We start from the raw sequence: 23,200 nt of genomic DNA on the forward strand, positions 1-23,200 counted from the left end.
TTACTCCTCGTCCATGGGTTCCTCCAGCGGCTGTTGCACGGGGTTGCCCTGGGTATCCGTGGTTGCTTCGACGACCTCGAAGTCAATGCCAGTCCTTCGGTAGTACTCGCGCAGGTGTTCAATGCTTTGCGCCGACCAGGGGTTGTCGCTCAGGTCACAGTCCTCATGCAGGGTTTGCACCATAGCCAGTAAGTCAGGTGTGATCTCGCGGATTTGGTTCTGGCTCAGGTCCAGGTATACCAAGTCGGCTAGTTGGAATACTCCAGAGGGGAGCTCGGTTATCCGCGTGTTGCGCAAGTGCAGGGCGGTAAGCTGCTGCAAGTTGCTGACGTCCGGCGCGCGCCCCAAGGGGTTGTCACACAGGTTCAGGAGTTCCAGGGTTCGCAGGTCGCTCACGGAGCGTGCGGTGGTCTCGGTTAGCGTAATTGCGCACCTGGGCATTTCGAGTGTAGTCAGCTTTGGCAGCTCGAGGAGTACGCTGGGTAAGCCGCCTAGCGTGCACCGGCTCAAGTTCAGCGTTTGCAGGTTAGGGAAGCTGCGCAGGAAGTCATTGACCTGAACGGCGGTTGTCTCACCGGTAAATTTAATGCAGGTGACATGCTCAAGGCGTGTGCGCAGTTCAGGCAGGGCACCCATTATGGGTGTTTCGATTTCCAGTTTGTATGTACTGATGTCATCCAGGCTTTCGTCGTCCAGCTCGCTTTCCCGGCGCCAGGCTTCTTCCAACTGGCGTTTGAAGGTGAGGCGGTTGAGTTGTTCTTCGGCGCGGCTGGCGACGTCCAGCGGGACCCCCAGGTTCGGGTGTTGCGTGGGAACATCAATTGTCCATTCCTGCAGGTCTGCAGTCAGCTGCTCATAGTCCGTTTCGAGGCGGGTGAGTTCTGCGTCGACATCACTCATTGCACCGGGCAGCGTAAACACCAAGTTGTCCGCTGCGGTATCACTTAGCGTTGGGTACAGACGACGGGCCCGTGCTCGCTGTGCGGTGGACGCCTGAACCCTGAAGTGTTCCTGAGTGCGCTGACAGTAAAGCTTGATTTGATCCAGGGCCTGCGGCGACAGCGGGTTACCTGACAAGTCAAAGGCCTGGGTGATCTCCTCCGGCAGTGTGAAGAGTTCAGCAGGCAACTGCTCGATCGCGTTGGCGCTCAAGTTGATGAACTGGCGTGGCGGGCTGCTCAGCAGGCTCGACGGCACCGCATCCAGCCCGGTGTTTTGCAAGTGTATCGCGCTCAAGCCCGGCATCCGGGTGAAGTCCGGTAGTTCTCCCACCGGGTTTGCGTTCAGGTTCAGGTGCTGCAGGGCGGGCATGCGCTCCAGCGCGGCGCGGGAAGTGCTGGAGAGGGTGATCGAACAATCTCTTAATGCCAGCATCCATAGTTTGGACTGGTCGAGTATTGCCTGCGGTATATCCCCCAGTATGAGTTTTTCCATATTGAGGACGCGCAGTTCAGGGAAATTGCCGATAAACCCGGACAAGTTGATTGCCTTATTTGTGCCCACCAGCCCAATTACCTTGATGTGGCGGAAGTGAGCGGTTATCGATGGCAGCTCCCCGGACAGTGTGTGGGGGATCATCAACGCATGCTCAGGGTCTCCCGCAAGTGCGGGTTTACGTCGCCAACTACCCTCCAGCAAGCTGCGCAGGGCGGTTCTGCGGGCGAGCTCTTGCAGGGAAAGGTCGGGTGCGTTTTTCCAATGGGCGAGTTGCTGTTGCAGGGCTTGCAGTTCGCCAGCCAATTGGGCCAGCTCGATCCGGCCGGCTTCCAGCGAGCCGGGTAACCCGTAGATAAAACGATTGAGTCGGTCTTGGTCGAAGCTCGGATAGAGCGCATGGGCATCACGTGTATCGGCTGGCGGCGCGTCGACTTCCCAGTAGGTGTCGTAGTGTTGAAAAAAGGCCTTGACCCGCTTCATCGTTTCGCCCGACAGCGGGTTGTCGCTGAAGTCAAATTCTTCCGAGTGTTTGGGTGGGCGCTCGAAGAGCGCAGCAGGCAGCTCATGCAATTGATTGCCGTTGAACAGGGCGTTGCGCAAGTGGGGACGGCTGGCCAAACCGTCGGGTACCTGCGTGATGCCTGTCAGCGAGAAGTCGAGGCTGACCAGTGCAGGCATGGCTTCTACGCTCGGCACCCGCCCCAACGGGTTGTCGAACAACACCAGGGTGTGCAAGCGGCTCATGGACGCTATCTGCGCCTGGCTCGTGGGGGTGAGCACAATGTTGCAACTGCTCAAGTCCAGCGTGGTCAGGCGTGGCATGTCGTAGATCTGTGGCGGTGGTGCGCCTAACTCAAAACCGTCTATACGCAGTTGCTGCAGGTGGGGGAAGCGCACCAAAAACGCGTTTACGCCCGTGGTGTCGGTGCTTCCGGACAGGTTCAGCATTGATACGTGGTCGAAGTTCGCTGTCATTACCGGCAGCGGACCGAACGTGGGTAAATCCAGCTGCAGGCTGAACCCGTCGTTGGCCGCGTTGTTTGCGGGATGAACAATCGGGGTTTCGCGCCGCCAACAGCGTCTGATTCTCGATGCAATGCGGCGGCGGTTGCTACGCTCGATGCGTTGCTGCATGGCCGACAGAGGGTTGCCAGTACGCGGGTGATTGCTGGGAACCAGCTGTTCCCAGGTTCTCAGGTCCCGGGTCATTCGCGCATACTCCTGAGCGATTAGTTCAATTTCATTGGCTGCACCGTCTGGCAAGGTGTGCAGGTGGTTTAGCAGGCTCTGGATCTGCTCCGCACGCAGCTGTGGATAGAGGTTTTTTAAACGTCCCTCCAAGGTAAGTTGCGGTGCAGGTTGTGAGGGGAGCGTTGGGTATCCCGCGTCCATTCCGAGCAGGCGCTGGGTCTCCAGGTTGGGTTCGCGCGGTACATTGATGCCCAGCACCTGGCGCAACTCATCACGTGCCAGCGGGCGTTGGCGCAGCCGCTCTTTGAGCACCTCGCCCTGGTTGATGTGGATGCCCAAGGCGTCTCGCTGTGCGTCCGGCAGTGCGTTGAGGATGGCGGTGTAGAGGTCGGTTTCACCGAACAGCGGACCTTTCTCATCATGCGGCACATAGCGGCCTGTGGCGGTGCGCACCAGTGTGCGCGGCACTGGCGCGTCATCGGGGCCGACCTGCAGCCAGCGTTCGCCGGCGGGCGTGAGGTGCCTGGCCTCCAGCCGGATGTGATCCGACCAGCCCGGTAGCAGTTTTAGCGTGTTCAGTGCCAGGCGATCACTGTCGATAGTGCCGCCGACATGCAAATACTGCCCTTCATAGGCGCGATTCAGCCGCTGTTCGGCCAGCGCGTTGCGGGCCATTTCCGCCAGCCGTGGGGGCGTGCGCCGAGCGTCCAGTGCCTGCCATTCGCGGCCGTTGGCCTCGGCGAGCAGTTGTTGGGCGAGCGGTGCGGGCAAGCCGGGAGCGGCGTCCATCAGGTGCTGGGCGTGGGTGTTTTCGGCCATATGCCGTTGGGCGTAGCGTGAGTCAAATAAGGCCACGCGATTGTTCTCGGCAAGCCGCGCCAGTTTTTTGCGCAGTTGCTTCACGCGGTTGTCCAGGCTCAGTTCCGGGTCGGCGGCACGTTCGCCGAACTGCGCACGGATTTCCTCTGGGCTCAGGGCTTGCAGGACGGTCTTGAGCAGTTCGCCATTGGCCAGTTGCGCTTCGGGAATCTGCACCACAGGCAGGTGGCTGTCACCAAATTCCCAGGTCGAGTTGCCTTCGGCGTCCAGCATGCGCAGGGCGCGGGTCTTGGGCCAGTCGCCGTAGGTGGTGAGTAACTGGAGCATGTCTTGCGGGTCGACCTGTGCGTGCTGTGCCGGGTCGTCGCTGTCGAGCCGGTCGATCAAGGTTTGCAGGCTGCGGTCGATGCGCAGTCGTTCGAGCGTATCGTCCAATGGCGGTGGCACGGGCGCGCCGCGTACATGCATCTTGCGCAGGTTATTTTCGTGGATGCCGCTGATGTCCAGCGCCAGGTGCCGGTCGGCTTCGCTCAGCTCACTGACGCCGTGGCCCAGGCGACGGAGCAAGGTCGGCCGGTCCCACTGCAGCGGTGTGTCCAGCTCACTGTGCCACGCACCGGCGCCGTTATGTTTCAGGCGCGGGGCATAGGCGTCGGGACGCGTCGGGTGCTTGATCTCATAGCCTTCGTCATCCGCCAGTTTCTGTACGGCGTACAGCTTGCCTTCCAATGGCAGCAGCGACTCGCCGCGCACGCTGTGCAGGCCCAAGGAGTTGACGCCCAGGCGCGGCGGCAGCGCGAGGTTCTGTTGATAGGGCGTGAGGTCGGGTTTCCAGTAGCGTTGGCTGCCATTGGCGAGGGTGACCGGTTTGAAACGGTCGAAGAACTCCACGACTGGCGCGGGCAACACTTTGCGTAACTGCGCGATGCCGATAACACTGCCCGCCGCGAACGTTCCGACTTGCACCCACGTTTGCAGCACGTTCATCAGGTGGCCGAACGCTTCTTGGGGCAAGCCTTCAGCCCAGTCAATGATGCCTTCGAATTCATCGTCGAGTATTTGCCAGGCCATATAGCCCAGCATCAACTCCCCCAGCCCTGGAACAAACGGCGCGACGATCAGGAGTGCGGCGTTAAGGATCGTCGAAGCCACATTTACAATTGAATCCCACAACGCCCAGCGCGCGTTACGGTCAACCGTGGCCGTGGAGACTGCCTGGGTGCGCGCATCGTTGAGGATCTGGTTGAGTTTTTGTTGATACAGGTGCAGCCACGCATCGCCCTGGATCGGCGTGGCGACAAACTGCAGCTTGGGATCGTCGGTGGGCTCTTTACGCCATGACGGCAAACTGCTGCCACGCTGGGGTGGATGCCATTTGATTCGCGCCAGGCGTTGGCTCAGGTCGGCAAAAAATGTCCCACGGTATTCATGGGCAACGAAGCGGCTGAAAAACGTCTGGTAATCGGTGTCGCGCAATTGGCGGGTGAGTTCCTGCTTGAACGCCAGCGGAGAAACGTATTCCTTGAGCGGGTGCTGTGGGTCGTCCGGTACGTAGGCGACCAAGCGTGATACTGAACGGGTGGTTTCCAGGTTGGGGGAGAGCAGTAGGATGCCCGTGAGTGGAGCGCCCATCATCTGCAGGTCGTGGCAATTTAGGGCCCGTTTGTCGAGCACCAGATCGCTGTCGCCTTGCAGCAGCTTTTCGACCTGTTGCGCGAAGTCTTCCTGGATATCGCCGCGCAGCCGTGCCAGTTGCAGGGCTGCGCGCAGGGCGGCTTTTTGGCTGGCGTCAACCTTGATGCGCATCGCGGCAGCACTTACCGGTTCGTCCAGGCCCAGCTGTGTGCGCAGGTAGGTTTGGTAGTGCGCGCCGATATCCAGTTCGCGACACAGGCCGGTGAAGGCGGTCACACCTAGTTTTTTGCGGACGTCGGGCAGTGTCTCAAACTGCCCGCTGGCGTTGGGCTGGGTAATGAAGGTCGAGTCGGCCTCAAAGGCGCCTTTGACGGTTTCGTCGTGTTCAAAGTTGTGCAGGGCCGCGTCCAGCAATGACACGGTCCAGGTCCGCGCGGCGCCGGTGGGGATCGAAAACCAGGGTACGTCTTGGGGAATATAGAGGCGCACGTACACCGTTTCGCTATTGAGGTTCAGGTCATAGCGGGTGCGCAGCGCCTGCTCAAGCATTGTGCGGGCATACGCTCGCGGGTCTTGTACGTTTTTGAGCGCATCATCTACGGTATTTTGCGCGCGCCAATGTGCGGTATTCAGGCGCTTTAGCTCTGCGTTTGCCGGGTGCGGTCGCGGTTTGGCCCGGGAGAGAGCCTGTTGCTTGGTACTCGACGCGGCGCCCAACCAGGCGGGGAAGGCCTCTTTCAGAAGCTGATAGTGGCTGTCGGGCTGTTCGGTCGTTTGCGTTGCTGGGGGCGTACTCATGCTCAAACTCTGATAGTCAGTAAAGCCCATCAGTAGACCAGCGTGTTTCACGCCGCCTGCTCTAGATAGTTAGTTTAAACTGCGCCATTGCGACGCTATTTGTCGCATTGGCGTAAACCCGCCAAAATCGCGGGTTGGCGCTATAAGAAGTTGTCGCTTGGCGGCAAGGCCGCGCTGAAAACTGTCCTTACAATCCCTGCATCGCCCGCCAGTTCCAGGCAGGCGTTCCTCTTCAGGAGACTCCGATGTCCGTTGAGCAAGCCCCGGTGCAACGTGCCGATTTCGACCAGGTCATGGTGCCTAACTACGCACCGGCCGCATTCATTCCTGTACGTGGCGAAGGTTCGCGCGTGTGGGACCAGGCGGGTCGCGAGCTGATCGACTTTGCCGGCGGCATCGCGGTCAACGTGTTGGGCCACGCCCACCCGGCGCTGGTCGGTGCACTGACCGAACAGGCCAACAAGCTGTGGCACGTCTCCAACGTTTTCACCAATGAGCCGGCGCTGCGCCTGGCCCACAAGCTGATCGACGCCACCTTTGCCGAGCGCGTGTTCTTCTGCAACTCCGGCGCTGAGGCCAACGAGGCCGCGTTCAAGCTGGCCCGTCGCGTCGCGTTCGACCGTTTCGGTACTGAGAAGTACGAGATCATCGCGGCGCTGAACAGCTTCCACGGCCGTACCCTGTTCACCGTCAACGTCGGTGGCCAGTCCAAGTACTCCGATGGTTTCGGTCCTAAAATCACCGGTATCACGCACGTTCCTTATAACGACCTGGCTGCGCTGAAAGCCGCTGTGTCGGACAAGATCTGCGCCGTTGTACTGGAGCCGATCCAAGGCGAAGGCGGCGTACTGCCGGCCGAGCTGGCTTACCTGCAAGGCGCCCGCGACCTGTGCGACGCGAACAACGCGTTGCTGGTGTTCGACGAAGTGCAGACCGGCATGGGTCGCAGCGGCCACCTGTTCGCTTACCAGCATTACGGCGTGACCCCGGACATCCTCACCAGCGCCAAGAGCCTGGGCGGCGGTTTCCCGATTGCAGCCATGCTCACCACGGAAGCGCTGGCCAAGCACCTGGTCGTCGGCACCCACGGCACCACCTACGGCGGCAACCCGCTGGCGTGTGCGGTGGCCGAAGCGGTAATCGACGTGATCAACACCCCAGAAGTGCTGGCTGGCGTGAATGCCAGGCACGACCTGTTCAAGGCGCGCCTGGAGCAGATCGGCAAGCAGTACGGCATCTTCACCGAAGTGCGCGGCATGGGCCTGTTGCTCGGTTGCGTACTGAGCGATGCGTTCAAGGGCAAGGCCAAGGACGTGTTCAACGCGGCCGAGAAAGAAAACCTGATGATCCTGCAAGCCGGCCCGGACGTGGTGCGTTTTGCGCCGAGTTTGGTGGTGGAAGAGGCGGATATCAAGGAAGGCCTGGACCGTTTTGAGCGTGCTGTGAAGGCGCTGACCCAAGCCTGATAGCAACACATTTTGCTTGCCGGACCGTTTCCAAATGTGGGAGCGGGCTTGCTCGCGAAAGCGGTAGTTCAGTCGCCAGGTGTATTGACTGACAGATTGCATTCGCGAGCAAGCCCGCTCCCATATTTGGGCCTGAGTTGAATCAGGCACTGTCCGGCATTTTTCCCTCTATGAGTTTTTCGAGTTAAGGAGTGACACCATGCTGGTGATGCGCCCCGCGCAAATGGCTGATCTGGGCGAGGTACAGCGTCTGGCTGCGGACAGCCCGATTGGTGTCACCTCCTTGCCGGATGATGTGGAACGCCTCAGCGACAAGATCGCCGCCAGCGAAGCGTCCTTCGCGGCCGAGGTCAGTTTCAACGGCGAAGAGAGTTATTTCTTCGTGCTCGAAGACACCGAGACCGGCAAGCTCGCCGGTTGCTCGGCCATCGTCGCCTCGGCCGGCTACTCGGAACCCTTCTACAGTTTCCGTAACGAGACCTTCGTGCACGCCTCCCGCGAGCTGAAGATCCACAACAAGATCCACGTGCTTTCCCAGTGCCACGACCTTACCGGCAACAGCCTGCTCACCAGTTTCTACGTGGTGCCTGAGCTGGTCGGTTCGCCGTGGTCGGAACTCAATTCCCGTGGCCGCCTGCTGTTTGTCGCCAGCCACCCCGAGCGCTTTGCCGACTCGGTGGTGACCGAGATCGTCGGCTACAGCGACGAGAACGGTGACTCACCGTTCTGGGACGCCATCGGTCGCAACTTCTTCGACCTCAACTATGCCGCCGCCGAGCGCCTGTGTGGGCTGAAAAGCCGTACCTTCCTCGCCGAGCTGATGCCGCACTACCCGATCTACGTACCGCTGCTGCCGGACGAAGCCCAGGAAGCCATGGGCCAGGTGCACCCGCGTGCGCAGATCACCTTCGACATTCTCATGCGCGAAGGCTTCGAGACCGACCATTACATCGACATCTTCGACGGCGGCCCGACGCTGCATGCACGGGTGTCGGGCATTCGTTCGATTGCCCAGAGCCGCGTGGTACCGGTGAAGATCGGTGAGATGGTCAAGGGTGTCGGTCGCCAGTACCTGGTGAGCAACGCGCAGTTGCAGGATTACCGCGCGGTGATGCTGGAGCTGGACTACGCGCCGGGTAAACCGGTGACGTTGGACTTGGTTGCGGCCGAAGCCCTGGGTGTTGGCGAAGGCGCGAGTGTGCGCCTGGTAGCGGTTTAAAAAGAGAGTTTCGCGGGTGGCTGACAACAGCGGCCCGTTCGAGGAGATAGCATGATCGTTCGTCCCGTACGCAGCAGCGATTTACCGGCCCTGATTGATCTGGCGCGCAGCACCGGCACCGGCCTCACCACTTTGCCGGCCAACGAAGAGCGCCTGACCCACCGCGTGGGCTGGGCCGAGAAAACCTTTCGCGGCGACGCCGGGCGCGGCGATGCCGACTACCTGTTCGTGCTGGAAAACGACGAAGGCCGCGTGGTGGGGATTTCTGCCATTGCTGGCGCCGTTGGCCTGCGTGAGCCTTGGTACAACTTCCGGGTCGGCCTGACAGTCAGCGCCTCCCAGGAGCTGAACATCTACCGCGAGATCCCGACGCTGTTCCTGGCCAACGACCTCACCGGCAACTCCGAGCTGTGCTCGTTGTTCCTGCACGCCGATTACCGCACCGGCCTCAACGGCCGCATGCTGGCCAAGGCGCGCATGTTGTTTATCGCGGAGTTCCCGCAACTGTTCGGCAACAAGATCATTGCCGAGATGCGCGGCGTCTCCAACGAAGCGGGGCGTTCGCCGTTCTGGGAAAGCCTGGGCCGGCATTTCTTCAAGATGGAATTCAGCCAGGCCGATTACCTCACCGGCGTGGGCAACAAGGCGTTTATCGCCGAGCTGATGCCGAAGTTTCCGCTGTACAGCTGCTTCCTGTCCGAAGACGCACGCAACGTGATCGGCAAGGTCCACCCGGACACCGAGCCGGCGCTGAGCATGCTCAAGAGCGAAGGCTTCAGCTACCAGGGCTATGTCGACATCTTCGACGCGGGACCTGCGGTGGAATGTGAAACCACCAAGATCCGCGCCGTACGCGACAGCCAGTCACTGGTACTGGCCATCGGTACGCCGGGGGACGACGCCACGCCGTTCCTGATCCATAACCGCAAGCGCGAAGAGTGCCGCATTACCGCCGCACCGGCTCGCCTGGCGGCAGGTACGCTGGTGGTCGATCCACAGACTGCCAAGCGCCTGCAACTGGTGGTGGGTGATCAAGTGCGTGCTGTTCCGTTGTCTGCTGCTCGGGAGTCGAAATAATGAATTCGCTGTATATCGCAGGTAGCTGGCTGGCAGGCCAGGGTGAGCTGTTTGAATCGCGCAACCCGGTGACCCAGCAGGTGCTGTGGGCCGGCAATGGCGCCACGGCCGAGCAGGTTGAGTCCGCCGTGCAGGCCGCGCGACAGGCATTTCCGGCCTGGGCCAAGCGCCCGCTGGAAGAGCGCATCGCTATTCTGGAGACCTTCGCCGCCACCCTGAAAAACCGTGCCGACGAAATCGCCCGTTGCATCGGTGAGGAAACCGGCAAGCCGCTGTGGGAATCGGCCACTGAAGTCACCAGCATGGCCAACAAGATCGCGATCTCAGTGCAAAGCTACCGCGAGCGTACCGGCGAGAAGAGCGGCCCGCTGGGCGACGCCACCGCCGTGCTGCGCCACAAACCTCACGGCGTGGTGGCGGTGTTTGGCCCGTACAACTTCCCTGGCCATTTGCCCAACGGCCATATTGTCCCGGCGCTGCTGGCGGGCAACACCGTGCTGTTCAAGCCGAGCGAGCTGACCCCTAAAGTCGCCGAGCTGACCGTGCAATGCTGGATCGAAGCCGGCCTGCCGGCGGGTGTGTTGAACCTGCTGCAAGGCGCGCGGGAAACCGGTATTGCGCTGGCGGCCAACCCTGGTATCGACGGGTTGTTCTTCACGGGCTCCAGTCGCACCGGCAATCACTTGCACCAGCAGTTCTCCGGGCGCCCGGACAAGATCCTCGCGCTGGAAATGGGCGGCAATAACCCGTTGGTGGTGGACGAAGTCGCGGATGTGGATGCGGCGGTGTACACCATTATCCAGTCGGCGTTTATCTCGGCCGGCCAGCGTTGCACCTGTGCCCGACGCCTGCTGGTGCCGGAAGGCGCGTGGGGCGATGCGTTGCTGGCGCGCCTGGTGGCGGTCAGCGCGACGATCGAGGTGGGCGCTTTTGATCAGCAACCCTCGCCGTTCATGGGCTCGGTGATCTCCCTCGCGGCGGCCAAAGCCTTGATGGACGCCCAGGAACTGATGCTCGCCAATGGCGCCGTGGCGCTGCTGGAAATGACTCAGCCCCAGGATCAGGCAGCCTTGCTGACCCCTGGCATCATCGACGTGACTGGCGTGAGCGAGCGCGAAGACGAAGAACTGTTCGGCCCGCTGTTGCAGGTGATCCGCTACGCTGATTTCGAAGCGGCGATTGCCGAGGCCAACAACACCCAGTACGGCTTGGCTGCCGGCTTGTTGTCGGACTCCGAAGCGCGCTACCAGCAGTTCTGGCTGGAAAGCCGCGCGGGCATCGTCAACTGGAACAAACAACTGACCGGCGCCGCCAGTACCGCGCCGTTCGGTGGGGTAGGGGCGTCGGGCAACCATCGCGCCAGTGCCTATTACGCGGCGGATTATTGCGCGTACCCGGTGGCCTCGCTTGAGACCCCGAGCCTGGTGTTGCCAGCCGCGCTGACACCCGGCGTGCGATTGTCCTGATTGCTATTGATGCCTATAAAAACAGATGTTCGTGGAGCCTCGCCGATGAAATCCTATGAAGTCAATTTTGACGGTCTAGTGGGGCCGACCCATAACTACGGCGGTTTGTCCTTCGGCAACGTCGCGTCCCAGAGCAACAGCCAGCAGCATTCCAACCCCAAGGAAGCGGCGTTGCAGGGCCTGCAGAAGATGAAAGCCCTGATGGACATGGGTTTTGTGCAAGGTGTGTTGGCACCTCAAGAACGTCCTGATGTGGCCGCCTTGCGCAGCCTGGGTTTCAGCGGCACCGACGCGCAAGTGATCCAGCAAGCGGCCAAGGATGCGATGCCGTTGCTGGTCGCGAGTTGCTCCGCATCGAGCATGTGGGTGGCCAACGCCGCCACCGTCAGCCCAAGCGCCGATACCTTTGACGGCCGCGTGCATTTCACCGCCGCCAACCTCAACTGCAAATACCACCGCAGCATCGAACACCCGACCACCAGTCGTGTGTTGGGCGCGATGTTTGCCGATGATAAACACTTCGCCCACCACGCCGCGTTGCCGGCGGTGGCGCAGTTCGGTGATGAAGGCGCGGCCAACCACACGCGCTTCTGCCGTGACTATGGCGAAGCGGGCGTCGAATTTTTTGTGTTTGGTCGCAGCGCGTTCGACCCCCGTTACCCGGCGCCGCAGAAATATCCGGCGCGCCAGACCCTTGAAGCCTCTCAGGCGGTCGCACGCCTGCACGGCTTGAAGGATGACGGCGTGGTCTACGCCCAGCAGAACCCGGCAGTGATCGATGCGGGCGTGTTCCACAACGACGTGATTGCGGTCGGCAACGGCGAAGTACTGTTCTATCACGAGGACGCGTTTCTCAATACCGAGCAGATGCTCGCCGAACTGCAAGGGAAATTGGGCAAGTTGGGCGGCAACTTCCAGTCCGTCTGCGTGCCCCGCGCCCAGGTCAGTGTCGAAGACGCGGTACGTTCCTACCTGTTCAACAGCCAATTGTTGAGTCGCGCTGACGGCTCGATGCTGCTGATCGTGCCGGAAGAGTGCCGTGCCAATGAGCGCGTCTGGCAGTACCTGCAAGGACTGACCGCTGCCGGTGGCCTGATCCGCGAAGTGAAGGTGTTCGACCTCAAGCAAAGCATGCAGAACGGCGGCGGCCCGGCGTGCCTGCGTTTACGTGTGGCGTTGAACGAAACGGAGCTGGCGGCGGTGAATCCAGGCGTTATCATGACCGCGCCGCTGTACGAAACACTGACTCAGTGGGTAGGCAAGCACTACCGCGACAGCCTGCGCGAAAGCGACTTGGCTGACCCGCAATTGCTGCTTGAATGCCGGACGGCACTGGATGAACTGACGCAAATCCTTAAACTGGGCGCTGTTTATCCTTTCCAGATCAATTAAACGCCGCCTTCTTTTACGACCTATGGCTGAGAGCTATTTATGACCGACACCCTGAAACTGATTCTTGAAGACACCGACGGCACCCAGCTGGAAACTTCCTGCACCCGCGTCGCCGTGGTCTGGCAGGGCAAGGAGATCTGGATCCAGCACGACGGCCGTGGCCAACTGCTGATCGGCGTGGACGTGGAAGAAGGTGACGCCGAGTACGCCAACCTGCTGATGCGCCCACTGGCCACCAACCTGATGAGCCTGCAACTGGAAATGGAACCGGCCGACGTTGAAGGTGATGACGACGATCACGTCCACGGCCCAGGCTGCAACCACTAAGGAAGCTGCGTATGCTCGCCCTCGGCAAACTGCTTGAACTGACCCTCGCCGGTCGTGAACCGGCGCAAAAAATTCAACTGACTGTCGACGGCGTGCAAATGCGCTGGCTCAGCGAAGGCGCGCTTGAAGTGCGCCCACCTGAAGCGAAGGACAATGGCGGCGACCTGTTGCTGTCGTCCGGCATCCATGGCAACGAAACCGCGCCGATCGAACTGCTCGACCGCCTGTTGCATGGTATAGCCCGTGGGGAAATCAAACCCCGTACCCGTATTCTGTTCCTGTTCGGCAACCCCGAGGCCATGCGCCGCGGCGAACGTTACCTGGAACTTGACGTCAACCGGCTGTTCAACGGCCGTCACGAAAAAAACATCGGCCCCGAGGCCATGCGTGCCGCCGAGCTTGAGCAACTGGCTCGTAGCTTCTTCTGCCAGCCTGGCCGTTCACGCCTGCATTACGATCTGCACACGGCCATTCGCGGTTCGAAGATCGAGCAGTTCGCGTTGTACCCGTGGAAGGACGGCCGTCAGCATTCGCGCCATGAACTGGCCCGCCTGCGTGCTGCCGGCATGGAAGCGGTGCTGTTGCAGAACAAGACCTCGATCACCTTCACCGCGTTTACCTACGAGCAATTGGAGGCTGAGGCTTTCACCTTGGAACTGGGCAAGGCGCGGCCGTTCGGGCAGAACGAGGGCGTGGACGTGTCCCGCCTGGAAACCCGCCTTAAGCAGATCATTGAAGGCAACGAGCCGGAAACCGAGAGCCTGGATGGTCTGCAACTGTTTGCCGTGTCCCGTGAAATCATCAAGCACAGCGATTCGTTCCTGATGCACCTGCCGGCGGATGTGGAGAACTTCTCGCCGTTGGCGCAGGGCTATTTGTTGGCTGAGGACGTGGCCAAGACCCGCTGGGTGATCGAGGAGGAGGGTGCGCGCATCATTTTCCCCAACCCGAAGGTGAAGAATGGTTTGCGAGCGGGGATATTGATTGTGCCGACGACGGACGCTGGCCTGGCCTGAAAAAGAAAAAACCCGGTTTTTACACCGGGTTTTTTGTGTCTCTTAGACGGCTACAGCCCGTGGCTCGCTGCGACGAATCGCACGCACCTTGTGCAGGGTATCGGCGCAGGTGCGTGCAGCTTCCTGGCCTTTGTGCACGAAGTGCTCGTAGAAGAAGGTCTGGTGTTCGCTGCCCGCGTGGAAGTGATGCGGGGTCAGGGATACGGAGAACACCGGCACTTCAGTTTCCAACTGCACCTGCATCAGGCCGCTGACCACCGATTGAGCGACGAACTCGTGGCGGTAGATGCCACCGTCCACCACCAGCGCGGCAGCAACGATACCGGCATAACGGCCGGTCTTGGCCAGCAGCTTGGCGTGCAGGGGCATTTCAAAGGCGCCGCCGACTTCGAAGAAATCGATGTCCGATTCCTGGTAGCCCTGGGCGATCATTTCCGCGAGGAAGCCTTTGCGCGATTGGTCGACAATATCCTTGTGCCAGCAGGCCTGGATAAATGCGACGCGCTCGACGTGGTGGTTTTTGCTTTTGCTGTCGATTGCGGTGGGTTGCATGTTCTGACTCCTGTTTAAGAAAAAAACAGGGCGTTATGAATCGAATGGGATTTAAGGGTACGCAAGACGAGCGGCCCTTAGGTGCCAATCCCGTTCTCTCTTCATCCGGACTATGACCGTCGGCCCCGGGATCACACCGGGTCTGCTGACCTTGTCGCCGTCCTGCGTGAGCAGTTGGAGGCGCCAAGCGCTCGCGGGCTATACACATTGCGTGTAATTACCGCCGGTGGGGAATTGCACCCCGCCCTGAGAACGTTGCCACCAGAACCCTGGCGGCGGAGAGTTTTTAACATGGTTTTTCGAAAACTGCACGATTGCCGTATCGATAACCTATATCGGTTTGTTTGGTTGGTATTCGATTGAATGCGTGGGGGGCTTGATATTCCGTGGCGTTGCCCGCAGTAATCACACTCGAAAGGAACTTACTCAACCCTTCAGAGGCTTGTTTCATGTCTGTGATCGACCTGCGCAGCGACACCGTGACCCAACCCACCCCCGGCATGCGGGACGCGATGGCTGCTGCCGTCAGCGGCGATGACGTGTATGGCGAAGACCCCAGCGTCAATCACCTCGAAGCCGAGCTGGCCAAGCGCCTGGGCTTTGCCGCTGCGTTGTTCGTCCCGACCGGCACCATGAGCAACCTGCTGGCGTTGATGGCCCACTGTGAGCGCGGCGAGGAATACATCGTCGGCCAGCAGGCCCATACCTACAAATACGAAGGCGGTGGCGCGGCGGTGCTCGGTTCGATCCAGCCGCAACCCCTGGACGTGCAGGCCGATGGCTCACTGGACCTGGACCAGGTACTGGCAGCGATCAAGCCCGACGACTTCCACTTCGCCCGCACCCGCTTGCTGGCGCTGGAAAACACCATGCAAGGCAAGGTATTGCCACTGGATTACCTGGCAAAGGCACGGGCGTTCACCCGTGAGCATGACCTGGCCCTGCATCTGGATGGCGCACGGCTCTACAACGCAGCGGTCAAGCTCGGCGTGGATGCGCGCGAGATTGCCCAGCATTTCGATTCGGTGTCGGTGTGCCTGTCCAAAGGCCTCGGCGCACCGATTGGCTCGGTGCTGTGCGGTTCCACGGCGTTGATCGCCAAGGCCCGGCGCCTGCGCAAGATGGTCGGCGGCGGCATGCGCCAGGCCGGCTCGTTGGCGGCAGCGGGGTTGTATGCCCTGGATCATCAGGTTCAGCGCCTGGCCGACGACCACGCCAACGCCCAATGGCTGGGCGATGCGTTGCGCCAAGCCGGTTATGAGGTGGAGCCGGTGCAGACCAATATGGTCTACGTGCAGATCGGTGACCAGGCACAGGCCTTGAAGGCGTTTGCCGCCGAACGCGGGATCACGTTGAGCGCCGCCCCGCGCCTGCGCATGGTCACGCATTTGGATGTCAGCCGGGCGCAGATCGAGCAGGTAGCGCAGACATTCGTCGAATTTTCGCGGAAATGACAGTGCAGGCCGTCTAATTGAACGTTTCAATCGTATAAACACGCTGTACCACCGGCAAAGGGCCGATATAATGCGGCCCTTTGCCGTCGCTCCGTCTGATGATGTTGCGCACTGGCCTTTGGCCGCAGCCTCCGTGGAAGAACCTAATGAAAAGCGCAGAAATCCGTGAAGCCTTCCTTCGCTTCTTCGAAGAGCAAGGCCACACCCGTGTAGCCTCCAGCTCCTTGATCCCAGGCAATGACCCAACCCTGCTGTTCACCAACGCGGGGATGAACCAGTTCAAGGACTGCTTCCTGGGCCAGGAAAAGCGCGCGTACACCCGCGCTACCAGCAGCCAGAAGTGCGTACGCGCCGGCGGCAAGAACAGTGACCTGGAAAACGTCGGTTACACCGCGCGTCACCACACGTTCTTCGAAATGCTGGGCAACTTCAGCTTTGGCGACTATTTCAAGAAAGATGCGATCACCTTCGCCTGGACCTTCCTGACCGGCGTGCTGAAGCTGCCGAAGGAAAAACTCTGGGTCACCGTCTACGCGACGGACGACGAAGCGTATGACATCTGGACCCAACAAATCGGCGTGCCTGAAGAGCGCATGATCCGTATCGGCGACAACAAAGGCGCGCCGTACGCTTCCGATAACTTCTGGACCATGGGCGATACCGGCCCGTGCGGCCCTTGCACCGAGATCTTCTACGACCACGGCGCCGACATCTGGGGTGGCCCGCCGGGCTCGCCGGAAGAAGACGGCGACCGTTACATCGAGATCTGGAACAACGTGTTCATGCAGTTCAACCGTACCGCCGATGGCGTGTTGCATCCGTTGCCAGCGCCGTCGGTGGACACCGGCATGGGCTTGGAGCGGATCAGTGCGGTGATGCAGCACGTGCACTCCAACTATGAAATCGACCTGTTCACCAATCTGCTGAGCGCCTCGGCGGCAGCCATTGGCTGCGCCAACGAAAGCCAGTCTTCGCTCAAGGTGGTGTCGGACCACATCCGTTCCTGCGGTTTCCTGATCGCCGATGGCGTGCTGCCGTCGAACGAGGGCCGTGGCTACGTGCTGCGCCGCATCATCCGTCGCGCCTGCCGCCACGGTAACAAGCTGGGCGCCACCGGCAGCTTCTTCTACAAGATCGTTGCGGCACTGGTTGCCGAGATGGGCGAAGCCTTCCCGGAACTCAAGCAGCAGCAAGGCAATATCGAGCGCGTGCTCAAGGCGGAGGAGGAGCAGTTCTCCAAGACCCTGGACCACGGCCTGAAAATTCTCGAGCAGGATCTGGCTGGTCTCAAGGGCACCGTGGTGCCGGGCGACGTGGTGTTCAAGCTGTACGACACCTACGGATTCCCGATGGACCTGACTGCCGACATCGCCCGTGAGCGCGAGCTGACTATCGACGAAGCCGGCTTTGAGCGCGAGATGGAAGCCCAGCGCGTGCGTGCACGTTCCGCCAGTTCGTTCGGCCTGGACTACAACACCTTGGTCAAGGTTGATGTGCCAACTGAGTTCACCGGCTACAACGCTACCGTGGGCTCGGCCAAGATCGTTGCCATCTATAAAGACGGCAAGTCGGTCGATGTATTGAACGAAGGCGAAGAAGCGGTGGTGGTCCTGGACCAGACGCCGTTCTACGCCGAATCCGGTGGCCAGGTGGGCGACTGTGGTTTCCTGAGTTCGACGTCCGGTCGTTTTGACGTGCGCGACACCACCAAGACTGGCGGTGCGTTCCTGCATCACGGTGTGATGGTGCTGGGCAACCTGACGGTCGGTGCGCCGGTCGACACCCAGGTCGACGCCGACGTGCGCCACGCCACCGCGCTGAACCACTCGGCCACGCACTTGCTGCACGCTGCGCTGCGTCAGGTACTGGGCGATCACGTGCAACAAAAGGGTTCGTTGGTCGACAGCCAGCGCCTGCGCTTCGACTTCAGCCACTTTGAAGCGATCAAGCCGGAGCAGATCAAGGCCCTGGAAGACATCGTCAACGCCGAGATTCGCAAGAACACTGCAGTAGAAACCGAAGAAACCGATATCGAGACTGCAAAAGCCAAGGGCGCCATGGCGCTGTTCGGCGAGAAGTACGGCGACAGCGTGCGCGTACTGAGCATGGGCGGCGACTTCTCGGTAGAACTGTGTGGCGGTATCCACGCCAACCGTACCGGTGACATCGCCCTGCTGAAAATCATCAGCGAAGGTGGCGTGGCGTCCGGTGTGCGTCGTATCGAGGCGGTCACCGGCGCTGCGGCCCTGGCCTACCTGAATGCGGCAGAAGAACAACTCAAGGAAGCGGCCAGCCTGGTCAAGGGCAGCCGCGACAACCTGATCGACAAACTGTCCGCTGTGCTGGAGCGCAACCGCGCCCTGGAGAAGCAGCTGGAGCAGTTGCAAGCCAAGGCAGCCAGCGCGGCGGGCGACGATCTGTCGGCTTCGGCGGTGGACGTCAAGGATGTGAAGGTTTTGGCCGCACGCCTGGACGGTCAGGACGGCAAGGCGCTGTTGGCCTTGGTCGATCAGTTGAAGAACAAGCTCGGCCGCGCAGTGATCCTGCTCGGCGGTGTCCATGAGGATAAGGTCGTTCTGGTTGCCGGTGTAACCAAGGACCTGACTGGCCAACTCAAGGCCGGTGATTTGATGAAGCAAGCCGCCGCGACAGTGGGCGGGAAGGGCGGTGGTCGTCCGGACATGGCGCAAGGCGGTGGTGTAGACGCCGCCAGCCTGGACGCAGCCCTGGCCCTGACCGTGCCGTTTGTCGAGGCAGGTATTTAAGGCACTGTTAACCGGCCCGTGGTCTAGTCACGGGCCTGTTCGGTGCTGGTTAATTGGATATTAGGCGCCCCTTTACGGGCTGAGGCGGCTTAGAAATGGCTTTGATCGTACAGAAATTTGGAGGCACCTCGGTCGGTTCTGTCGAAAGAATCGAGCAGGTGGCCGACAAGGTTAAGAAATTCCGCGATGCCGGCGACGACCTGGTGGTGGTGCTGTCGGCCATGAGCGGCGAGACCAATCGCCTGATCGATCTGGCCAAGGCAATCAGTGGTGATCAACAGCCGCTCCCGCGTGAGCTGGATGTGATCGTGTCTACCGGCGAGCAGGTGACCATCGCCTTGCTGGCCATGGCGCTGAACAAGCGCGGTGTGCCGGCGGTGTCCTACACTGGCAGCCAGGTGCGTATCCTGACCGACAGCGCGCACACCAAGGCGCGCATCCTGCAGATCGACGATCAGAAAATCCGTACGGATCTGAAAGCCGGTCGCGTGGTAGTTGTAGCGGGCTTCCAGGGCGTGGACGAGCAGGGCAACATCACCACCCTCGGGCGTGGCGGTTCGGACACCACCGGCGTGGCGCTGGCAGCGGCGCTCAAGGCCGATGAATGCCAGATCTATACCGATGTGGACGGCGTCTACACCACTGACCCGCGTGTGGTGTCCGTGGCCCAGCGCCTGGACAAGATCACCTTTGAAGAGATGCTGGAAATGGCCAGCCTCGGTTCCAAGGTGTTGCAGATCCGTGCGGTGGAATTCGCCGGCAAGTACAACGTTCCGCTGCGCGTATTGCACAGCTTCAAAGAGGGTCCGGGCACCCTCATTACTATTGATGAAGAGGAATCCATGGAACAGCCGATCATTTCCGGTATCGCTTTCAACCGTGATGAAGCCAAGCTGACTATCCGTGGCGTGCCAGACACCCCGGGCGTGGCCTTCAAGATCCTGGGCCCGATCAGCGGCGCGAACATTGAAGTCGACATGATCGTGCAGAACGTTTCGCACGATAACACCACCGATTTCACCTTCACCGTGCACCGCAACGAGTACGATGCGGCGGAGCGGATCCTGCAGAACACTGCGAAGGAAATCGGCGCCCGTGAAGTGGTCGGCGATACCAAGATCGCCAAGGTGTCGATCGTGGGTGTGGGCATGCGCTCTCACGCGGGCGTTGCCAGCCGCATGTTCGAGGCCCTGGCCAAGGAAAGCATCAACATCCAGATGATCTCCACGTCGGAAATCAAGGTCTCGGTGGTGATCGAAGAGAAGTACCTGGAACTGGCTGTACGCGCGCTGCATACCGCTTTTGAGCTGGACGCTCCGGCCCGACAGGGCGAGTGACGAAGTGCCAGGAAGGCGCGGTTTACCGCGCCTTTCCTTTTTTTGTAGGGCGCATGTTCTTTTGCGTGCGCTCGACAATACTTAGGCGGGTAGGGCTATGGCCTTTGGGTTGTAGGTCGAAGGCCTTTTTTTGCAGACTGTTGTTCCTGAACTGAAATGCGTGAGGAGAAAGGTATGCTGATTCTGACTCGTCGTTGCGCAGAAAGCCTGATTATCGGTGATGGCGAAATCACCGTGACCGTGCTCGGCGTCAAAGGCAATCAAGTGCGTATCGGGGTTAACGCTCCGAAAGAGGTAGCGGTACACCGCGAGGAAATCTACCTGCGGATCAAGAAAGAGAAGGACGAAGAACCAAGCCTTTAATTTTTATCGTTTTTTATGTTTGCAAACGGGGATGAACGTGGTTAATATACGCCCCGTGTTGCGGAGAGCTGGCCGAGTGGCCGAAGGCGCTCCCCTGCTAAGGGAGTACACCTCAAAAGGGTGTCGGGGGTTCGAATCCCCCGTTCTCCGCCATTATTTGCTTAGTACGTTGCAATCTGGTTTTTTCGCTAAGTTGTTGAAAATTAACGAAAAAATAGCTTTACATAGAGATTGAACGGCCTATAATGCGCGGCAACAAATGCACTCGTAGCTCAGCTGGATAGAGTACTCGGCTACGAACCGAGCGGTCACAGGTTCGAATCCTGTCGAGTGCACCATTTAAGAGTCAGTTGCAGTCATGCAGGTGATTCGGTTACAACCAGTTGTGATCTGGTCTAAAAACACAATCTGCACTCGTAGCTCAGCTGGATAGAGTACTCGGCTACGAACCGAGCGGTCACAGGTTCGAATCCTGTCGAGTGCACCATACAAACAAAAAGCCCGCCTAGTGCGGGCTTTTTGCCGTCTGGGGTTTGTGTAGGATTTTTTCTTTTTCTCTCGCCTTCATGTGTTCTCCTCCTCCACTGCGTCGTCGCAGTTCATAGATACAGCCAATGCTCAGCTTTGGCTCGCAAGCGCTTGTTCTTTCCAGTTTTTTGACGTTTAAAGTGGCCGGGCGGTGTATCATTGCGCCCGTCAGCCCCGCCGGGGCTTGTGGAATACCTCCATGGACTTACCCAGTAGTTGCTCAGTACCCCGCTTTACCAATCATGAATTGACTGATTGATCCTTCCGGCGTGCCCCGCTGCTGGGAGTGGAGTTCGCCTATGACCGAAGTAGAAGTAAAGAAAACACAAGAAAGCCTGCAGGATCGCCTGGCTCAAGTCATCGAGCTGCTGCAGCGCCAACGCGTGGTCGAAGACCTTACGCATCGCCAGGACGGCCCGAACAACAACCTGGTCGAAAACCTGGTTCACCGGCAAAACCTCGTCGAGTTGCAACGCAAGCTCGACGACCTGCACTCCGCCGACGTCGCCTACATTCTCGAAGCGTTGCCACTGGATGATCGACTGACCCTCTGGCAGTTGGTCAAGGCTGACCGCGACGGCGACATCCTGCTCGAAGTATCCGACTCGGTCCGTGAAACCCTGATCGCCGACATGGACGATCACGAGCTCTTGGCTGCGGCCAAGGAAATGGACGCCGACGAACTGGCCGACCTGGCCCCCGAGCTGCCCCGTGATGTTGTCCATGAGCTGATGGAGGCTCTCGACGGCCAGCAGCGTGAGCGTGTGCGCTCCGCGCTGTCCTACGACGAGGATCAGGTCGGCGCGCTGATGGACTTCGAGATGGTCACCATCCGCGAAGACGTCAGTTTGGAAGTGGTCTTGCGTTACCTGCGTCGTCTCAAAGAGTTGCCGGGCCATACCGACAAGCTGTTTGTGGTCGATTACGAAGGCATTCTCAAGGGCGTGTTGCCGATCAAGCGTCTGCTGGTCAACGACCCTGAGAAGAAAGTAGCCGACGTCATGGCCAGTGATCCGGTAAGTTTTCACCCGGATGAAGACGCCTACGAGGCTGCCCAGGCGTTTGAGCGTTATGACTTGATCTCGGCGCCGGTGGTCGACAAGAACGGCAAGCTGATCGGCCGTTTGACCATCGATGAAATGGTCGACCTGATTCGTGAAGAGAGTGAGACCGAAGTCCTCAACATGGCGGGTCTGCGTGAAGAGGAAGACATCTTTGCCTCGGTCTGGCGCTCGCTGCATAACCGTTGGGCATGGCTGGCCGTTAACCTGATCACCGCTTTTATCGCGTCGCGGGTTATTGGCTTGTTCGAAGGTTCGATCGAGAAGCTGGTGGCGCTCGCTGCGCTGATGCCGATTGTGGCCGGGATCGGCGGCAACTCGGGTAACCAGACGATTACCATGATTGTGCGCGCCATGGCGCTGGACCAGGTCAGTACAGCGAACTCGTCGCGCTTGCTGCGCAAAGAGTTGGCGGTTGGCCTGATCAACGGCCTGGTCTGGGGTGGGGTGATCGGTGTGGTGGCCTACTTGCTGTATGGCAGCTGGTCGCTCGGTGTGGTGATGACCGCCGCCATGACCCTCAACCTGCTGCTGGCGGCGCTCATGGGGGTGTTGATCCCCATGACCCTGGCCCGCCTTGGGCGCGACCCGGCAATGGGTGCCAGCGTGATGATCACGGCCATGACCGACAGTGGTGGCTTCTTCATCTTCCTGGGCCTGGCAACGATCTTCCTGCTCTGATTCCACCCCGCGGGGGCAAATCTGCCCCCGCCTCAAATCTTCTTTCCGAATCCCACGCAAAAAAAAGCCAGCACATGGCTGGCTTCGGCTTTCAGGTGCAGATCAATTGGCTTCTGCGGCCGCCTCAACGTCGTGCGCGATAAGCGAGACGAGAGCATTTTGCTGGCGGTGGGAGAGCTGACGAAAACGCTGCAGCAGTTCGCGTTCGTGCAGCGACAGCTCGGGGCTGTCCAGGCGCATGCTCAACTCTTCGCCCAACGCACCTTCCTGAATGAGGCTTTGTTCCAGGCGCGCGATGATTTCGGAGTTCATGCTGCGGTGATGATTGCGAGCCACCTCGGCAATGCGTTCCCGCATTCCGTCTGGCAGACGTACGACGAACTTGTCAGCCGTACGGCTGGAATAAATTGCCTGTTTCAATGGGCGCATATATTTAACCGGTTAGTTCAGGGGAGCGGTTTCTGGAATTGGCCGCAAGATGAGTGTTAAGACAAGGCTCACGACCAAAGTTCAACCCGAATTGCAAAGAGGCCGCATCATGCCTCAGATTTGACATTTCCTTGGCGTCAATTCTGTGACAAATATTGAACTGCCTAAAGGCTTTATGCCAGCACTC

At 60.1% G+C, this 23,200-nt stretch carries 15 protein-coding genes, 3 tRNA genes and 1 riboswitch; of the genes, 15 read left to right on the top strand and 3 right to left on the bottom strand.

Features of this window, described 5'->3' with window-relative positions; translation table 11 throughout:
• Positions 1-5,880: a dermonecrotic toxin domain-containing protein gene (locus HX823_RS02340; protein ID WP_177074035.1), complete on the bottom strand. Its 5,880-nt coding sequence runs from the start codon at positions 5,878-5,880 to the stop codon at positions 1-3.
• Positions 5,881-6,125: 245 nt separating this feature from the next.
• On the opposite strand from HX823_RS02340, the gene HX823_RS02345 reads away from it, so the two are divergent.
• The 7 genes from HX823_RS02345 to astE all read left to right on the top strand — a co-directional run bounded on the left by HX823_RS02345 (position 6,126) and on the right by astE (position 13,843).
• Positions 6,126-7,346, top strand: coding sequence for an aspartate aminotransferase family protein (locus tag HX823_RS02345; protein WP_177074036.1), 1,221 nt, complete (start codon positions 6,126-6,128; stop codon positions 7,344-7,346).
• A gap of 199 nt (positions 7,347-7,545) precedes the next feature.
• On the top strand, positions 7,546-8,565 hold the full coding sequence (gene aruF, locus HX823_RS02350; RefSeq protein ID WP_177074037.1) for an arginine/ornithine succinyltransferase subunit alpha: 1,020 nt from the start codon (positions 7,546-7,548) through the stop codon (positions 8,563-8,565).
• A 51-nt stretch (positions 8,566-8,616) separates the two neighbouring features.
• Entirely contained in the window at positions 8,617-9,642 is a 1,026-nt protein-coding gene (astA, locus tag HX823_RS02355) for an arginine N-succinyltransferase (RefSeq protein ID WP_033901301.1), read from the top strand.
• Positions 9,639-11,108, top strand: coding sequence for a succinylglutamate-semialdehyde dehydrogenase (gene astD / locus HX823_RS02360; protein ID WP_177074178.1), 1,470 nt, complete (start codon positions 9,639-9,641; stop codon positions 11,106-11,108). The genes astA and astD overlap by 4 nt, the downstream gene beginning before the upstream one ends.
• Positions 11,109-11,153: 45 nt before the next feature.
• Positions 11,154-12,500 carry an N-succinylarginine dihydrolase gene (astB, locus tag HX823_RS02365; protein WP_038844135.1) on the top strand — a complete coding sequence of 449 codons (1,347 nt, stop codon included), beginning with the start codon at positions 11,154-11,156 and terminating at the stop codon, positions 12,498-12,500.
• A gap of 39 nt (positions 12,501-12,539) precedes the next feature.
• Positions 12,540-12,827 (top strand): hypothetical protein, encoded by a 288-nt coding sequence (locus HX823_RS02370; protein WP_003175651.1) that lies wholly within the window; start codon positions 12,540-12,542, stop codon positions 12,825-12,827.
• Positions 12,828-12,838: 11 nt separating this feature from the next.
• A complete protein-coding gene (gene astE, locus HX823_RS02375) occupies positions 12,839-13,843 on the top strand; it encodes a succinylglutamate desuccinylase (RefSeq protein WP_038844132.1) in 1,005 nt (334 codons plus the stop codon).
• A gap of 42 nt (positions 13,844-13,885) precedes the next feature.
• Here astE and HX823_RS02380 read toward each other — a convergent pair whose 3' ends face one another.
• Positions 13,886-14,395 (bottom strand): 6,7-dimethyl-8-ribityllumazine synthase, encoded by a 510-nt coding sequence (locus tag HX823_RS02380; protein ID WP_177074038.1) that lies wholly within the window; start codon positions 14,393-14,395, stop codon positions 13,886-13,888.
• An 88-nt stretch (positions 14,396-14,483) separates the two neighbouring features.
• A riboswitch (FMN riboswitch) is annotated at positions 14,484-14,653 on the bottom strand.
• Between the two features lie 191 nt (positions 14,654-14,844).
• Here HX823_RS02380 and ltaE point away from each other — a divergent pair.
• The 8 genes from ltaE (at position 14,845) to mgtE (ending at position 22,584) form a co-directional block, all read left to right on the top strand.
• Positions 14,845-15,849 carry a low-specificity L-threonine aldolase gene (gene ltaE, locus HX823_RS02385; protein ID WP_177074039.1) on the top strand — a complete coding sequence of 335 codons (1,005 nt, stop codon included), beginning with the start codon at positions 14,845-14,847 and terminating at the stop codon, positions 15,847-15,849.
• Positions 15,850-15,995: 146 nt separating this feature from the next.
• Positions 15,996-18,614: an alanine--tRNA ligase gene (gene alaS, locus HX823_RS02390; protein WP_177074040.1), complete on the top strand. Its 2,619-nt coding sequence runs from the start codon at positions 15,996-15,998 to the stop codon at positions 18,612-18,614.
• Between the two features lie 95 nt (positions 18,615-18,709).
• Positions 18,710-19,951, top strand: coding sequence for an aspartate kinase (locus tag HX823_RS02395; protein WP_010208327.1), 1,242 nt, complete (start codon positions 18,710-18,712; stop codon positions 19,949-19,951).
• A 174-nt stretch (positions 19,952-20,125) separates the two neighbouring features.
• Positions 20,126-20,314 (top strand): carbon storage regulator CsrA, encoded by a 189-nt coding sequence (gene csrA / locus HX823_RS02400; protein WP_003175645.1) that lies wholly within the window; start codon positions 20,126-20,128, stop codon positions 20,312-20,314.
• Positions 20,315-20,376: 62 nt separating this feature from the next.
• Positions 20,377-20,467, top strand: a tRNA-Ser gene (locus tag HX823_RS02405).
• A 108-nt stretch (positions 20,468-20,575) separates the two neighbouring features.
• A tRNA-Arg gene (locus HX823_RS02410) sits at positions 20,576-20,652 on the top strand.
• Positions 20,653-20,724: 72 nt separating this feature from the next.
• Positions 20,725-20,801: transfer RNA gene (locus HX823_RS02415), tRNA-Arg, on the top strand.
• 340 nt (positions 20,802-21,141) lie between these two features.
• Positions 21,142-22,584 carry a magnesium transporter gene (gene mgtE / locus HX823_RS02420; RefSeq protein ID WP_033901295.1) on the top strand — a complete coding sequence of 481 codons (1,443 nt, stop codon included), beginning with the start codon at positions 21,142-21,144 and terminating at the stop codon, positions 22,582-22,584.
• A 102-nt stretch (positions 22,585-22,686) separates the two neighbouring features.
• Here mgtE and HX823_RS02425 read toward each other — a convergent pair whose 3' ends face one another.
• Entirely contained in the window at positions 22,687-23,013 is a 327-nt protein-coding gene (locus HX823_RS02425; RefSeq protein WP_003193592.1) for an Arc family DNA-binding protein, read from the bottom strand.
• Positions 23,014-23,200: the final 187 nt, after the last annotated feature.

It is taken from the genome of Pseudomonas sp. P7759 (assembly GCF_013386445.1).
Taxonomy (GTDB): Bacteria; Pseudomonadota; Gammaproteobacteria; order Pseudomonadales; family Pseudomonadaceae; genus Aquipseudomonas; species Aquipseudomonas azotoformans_A.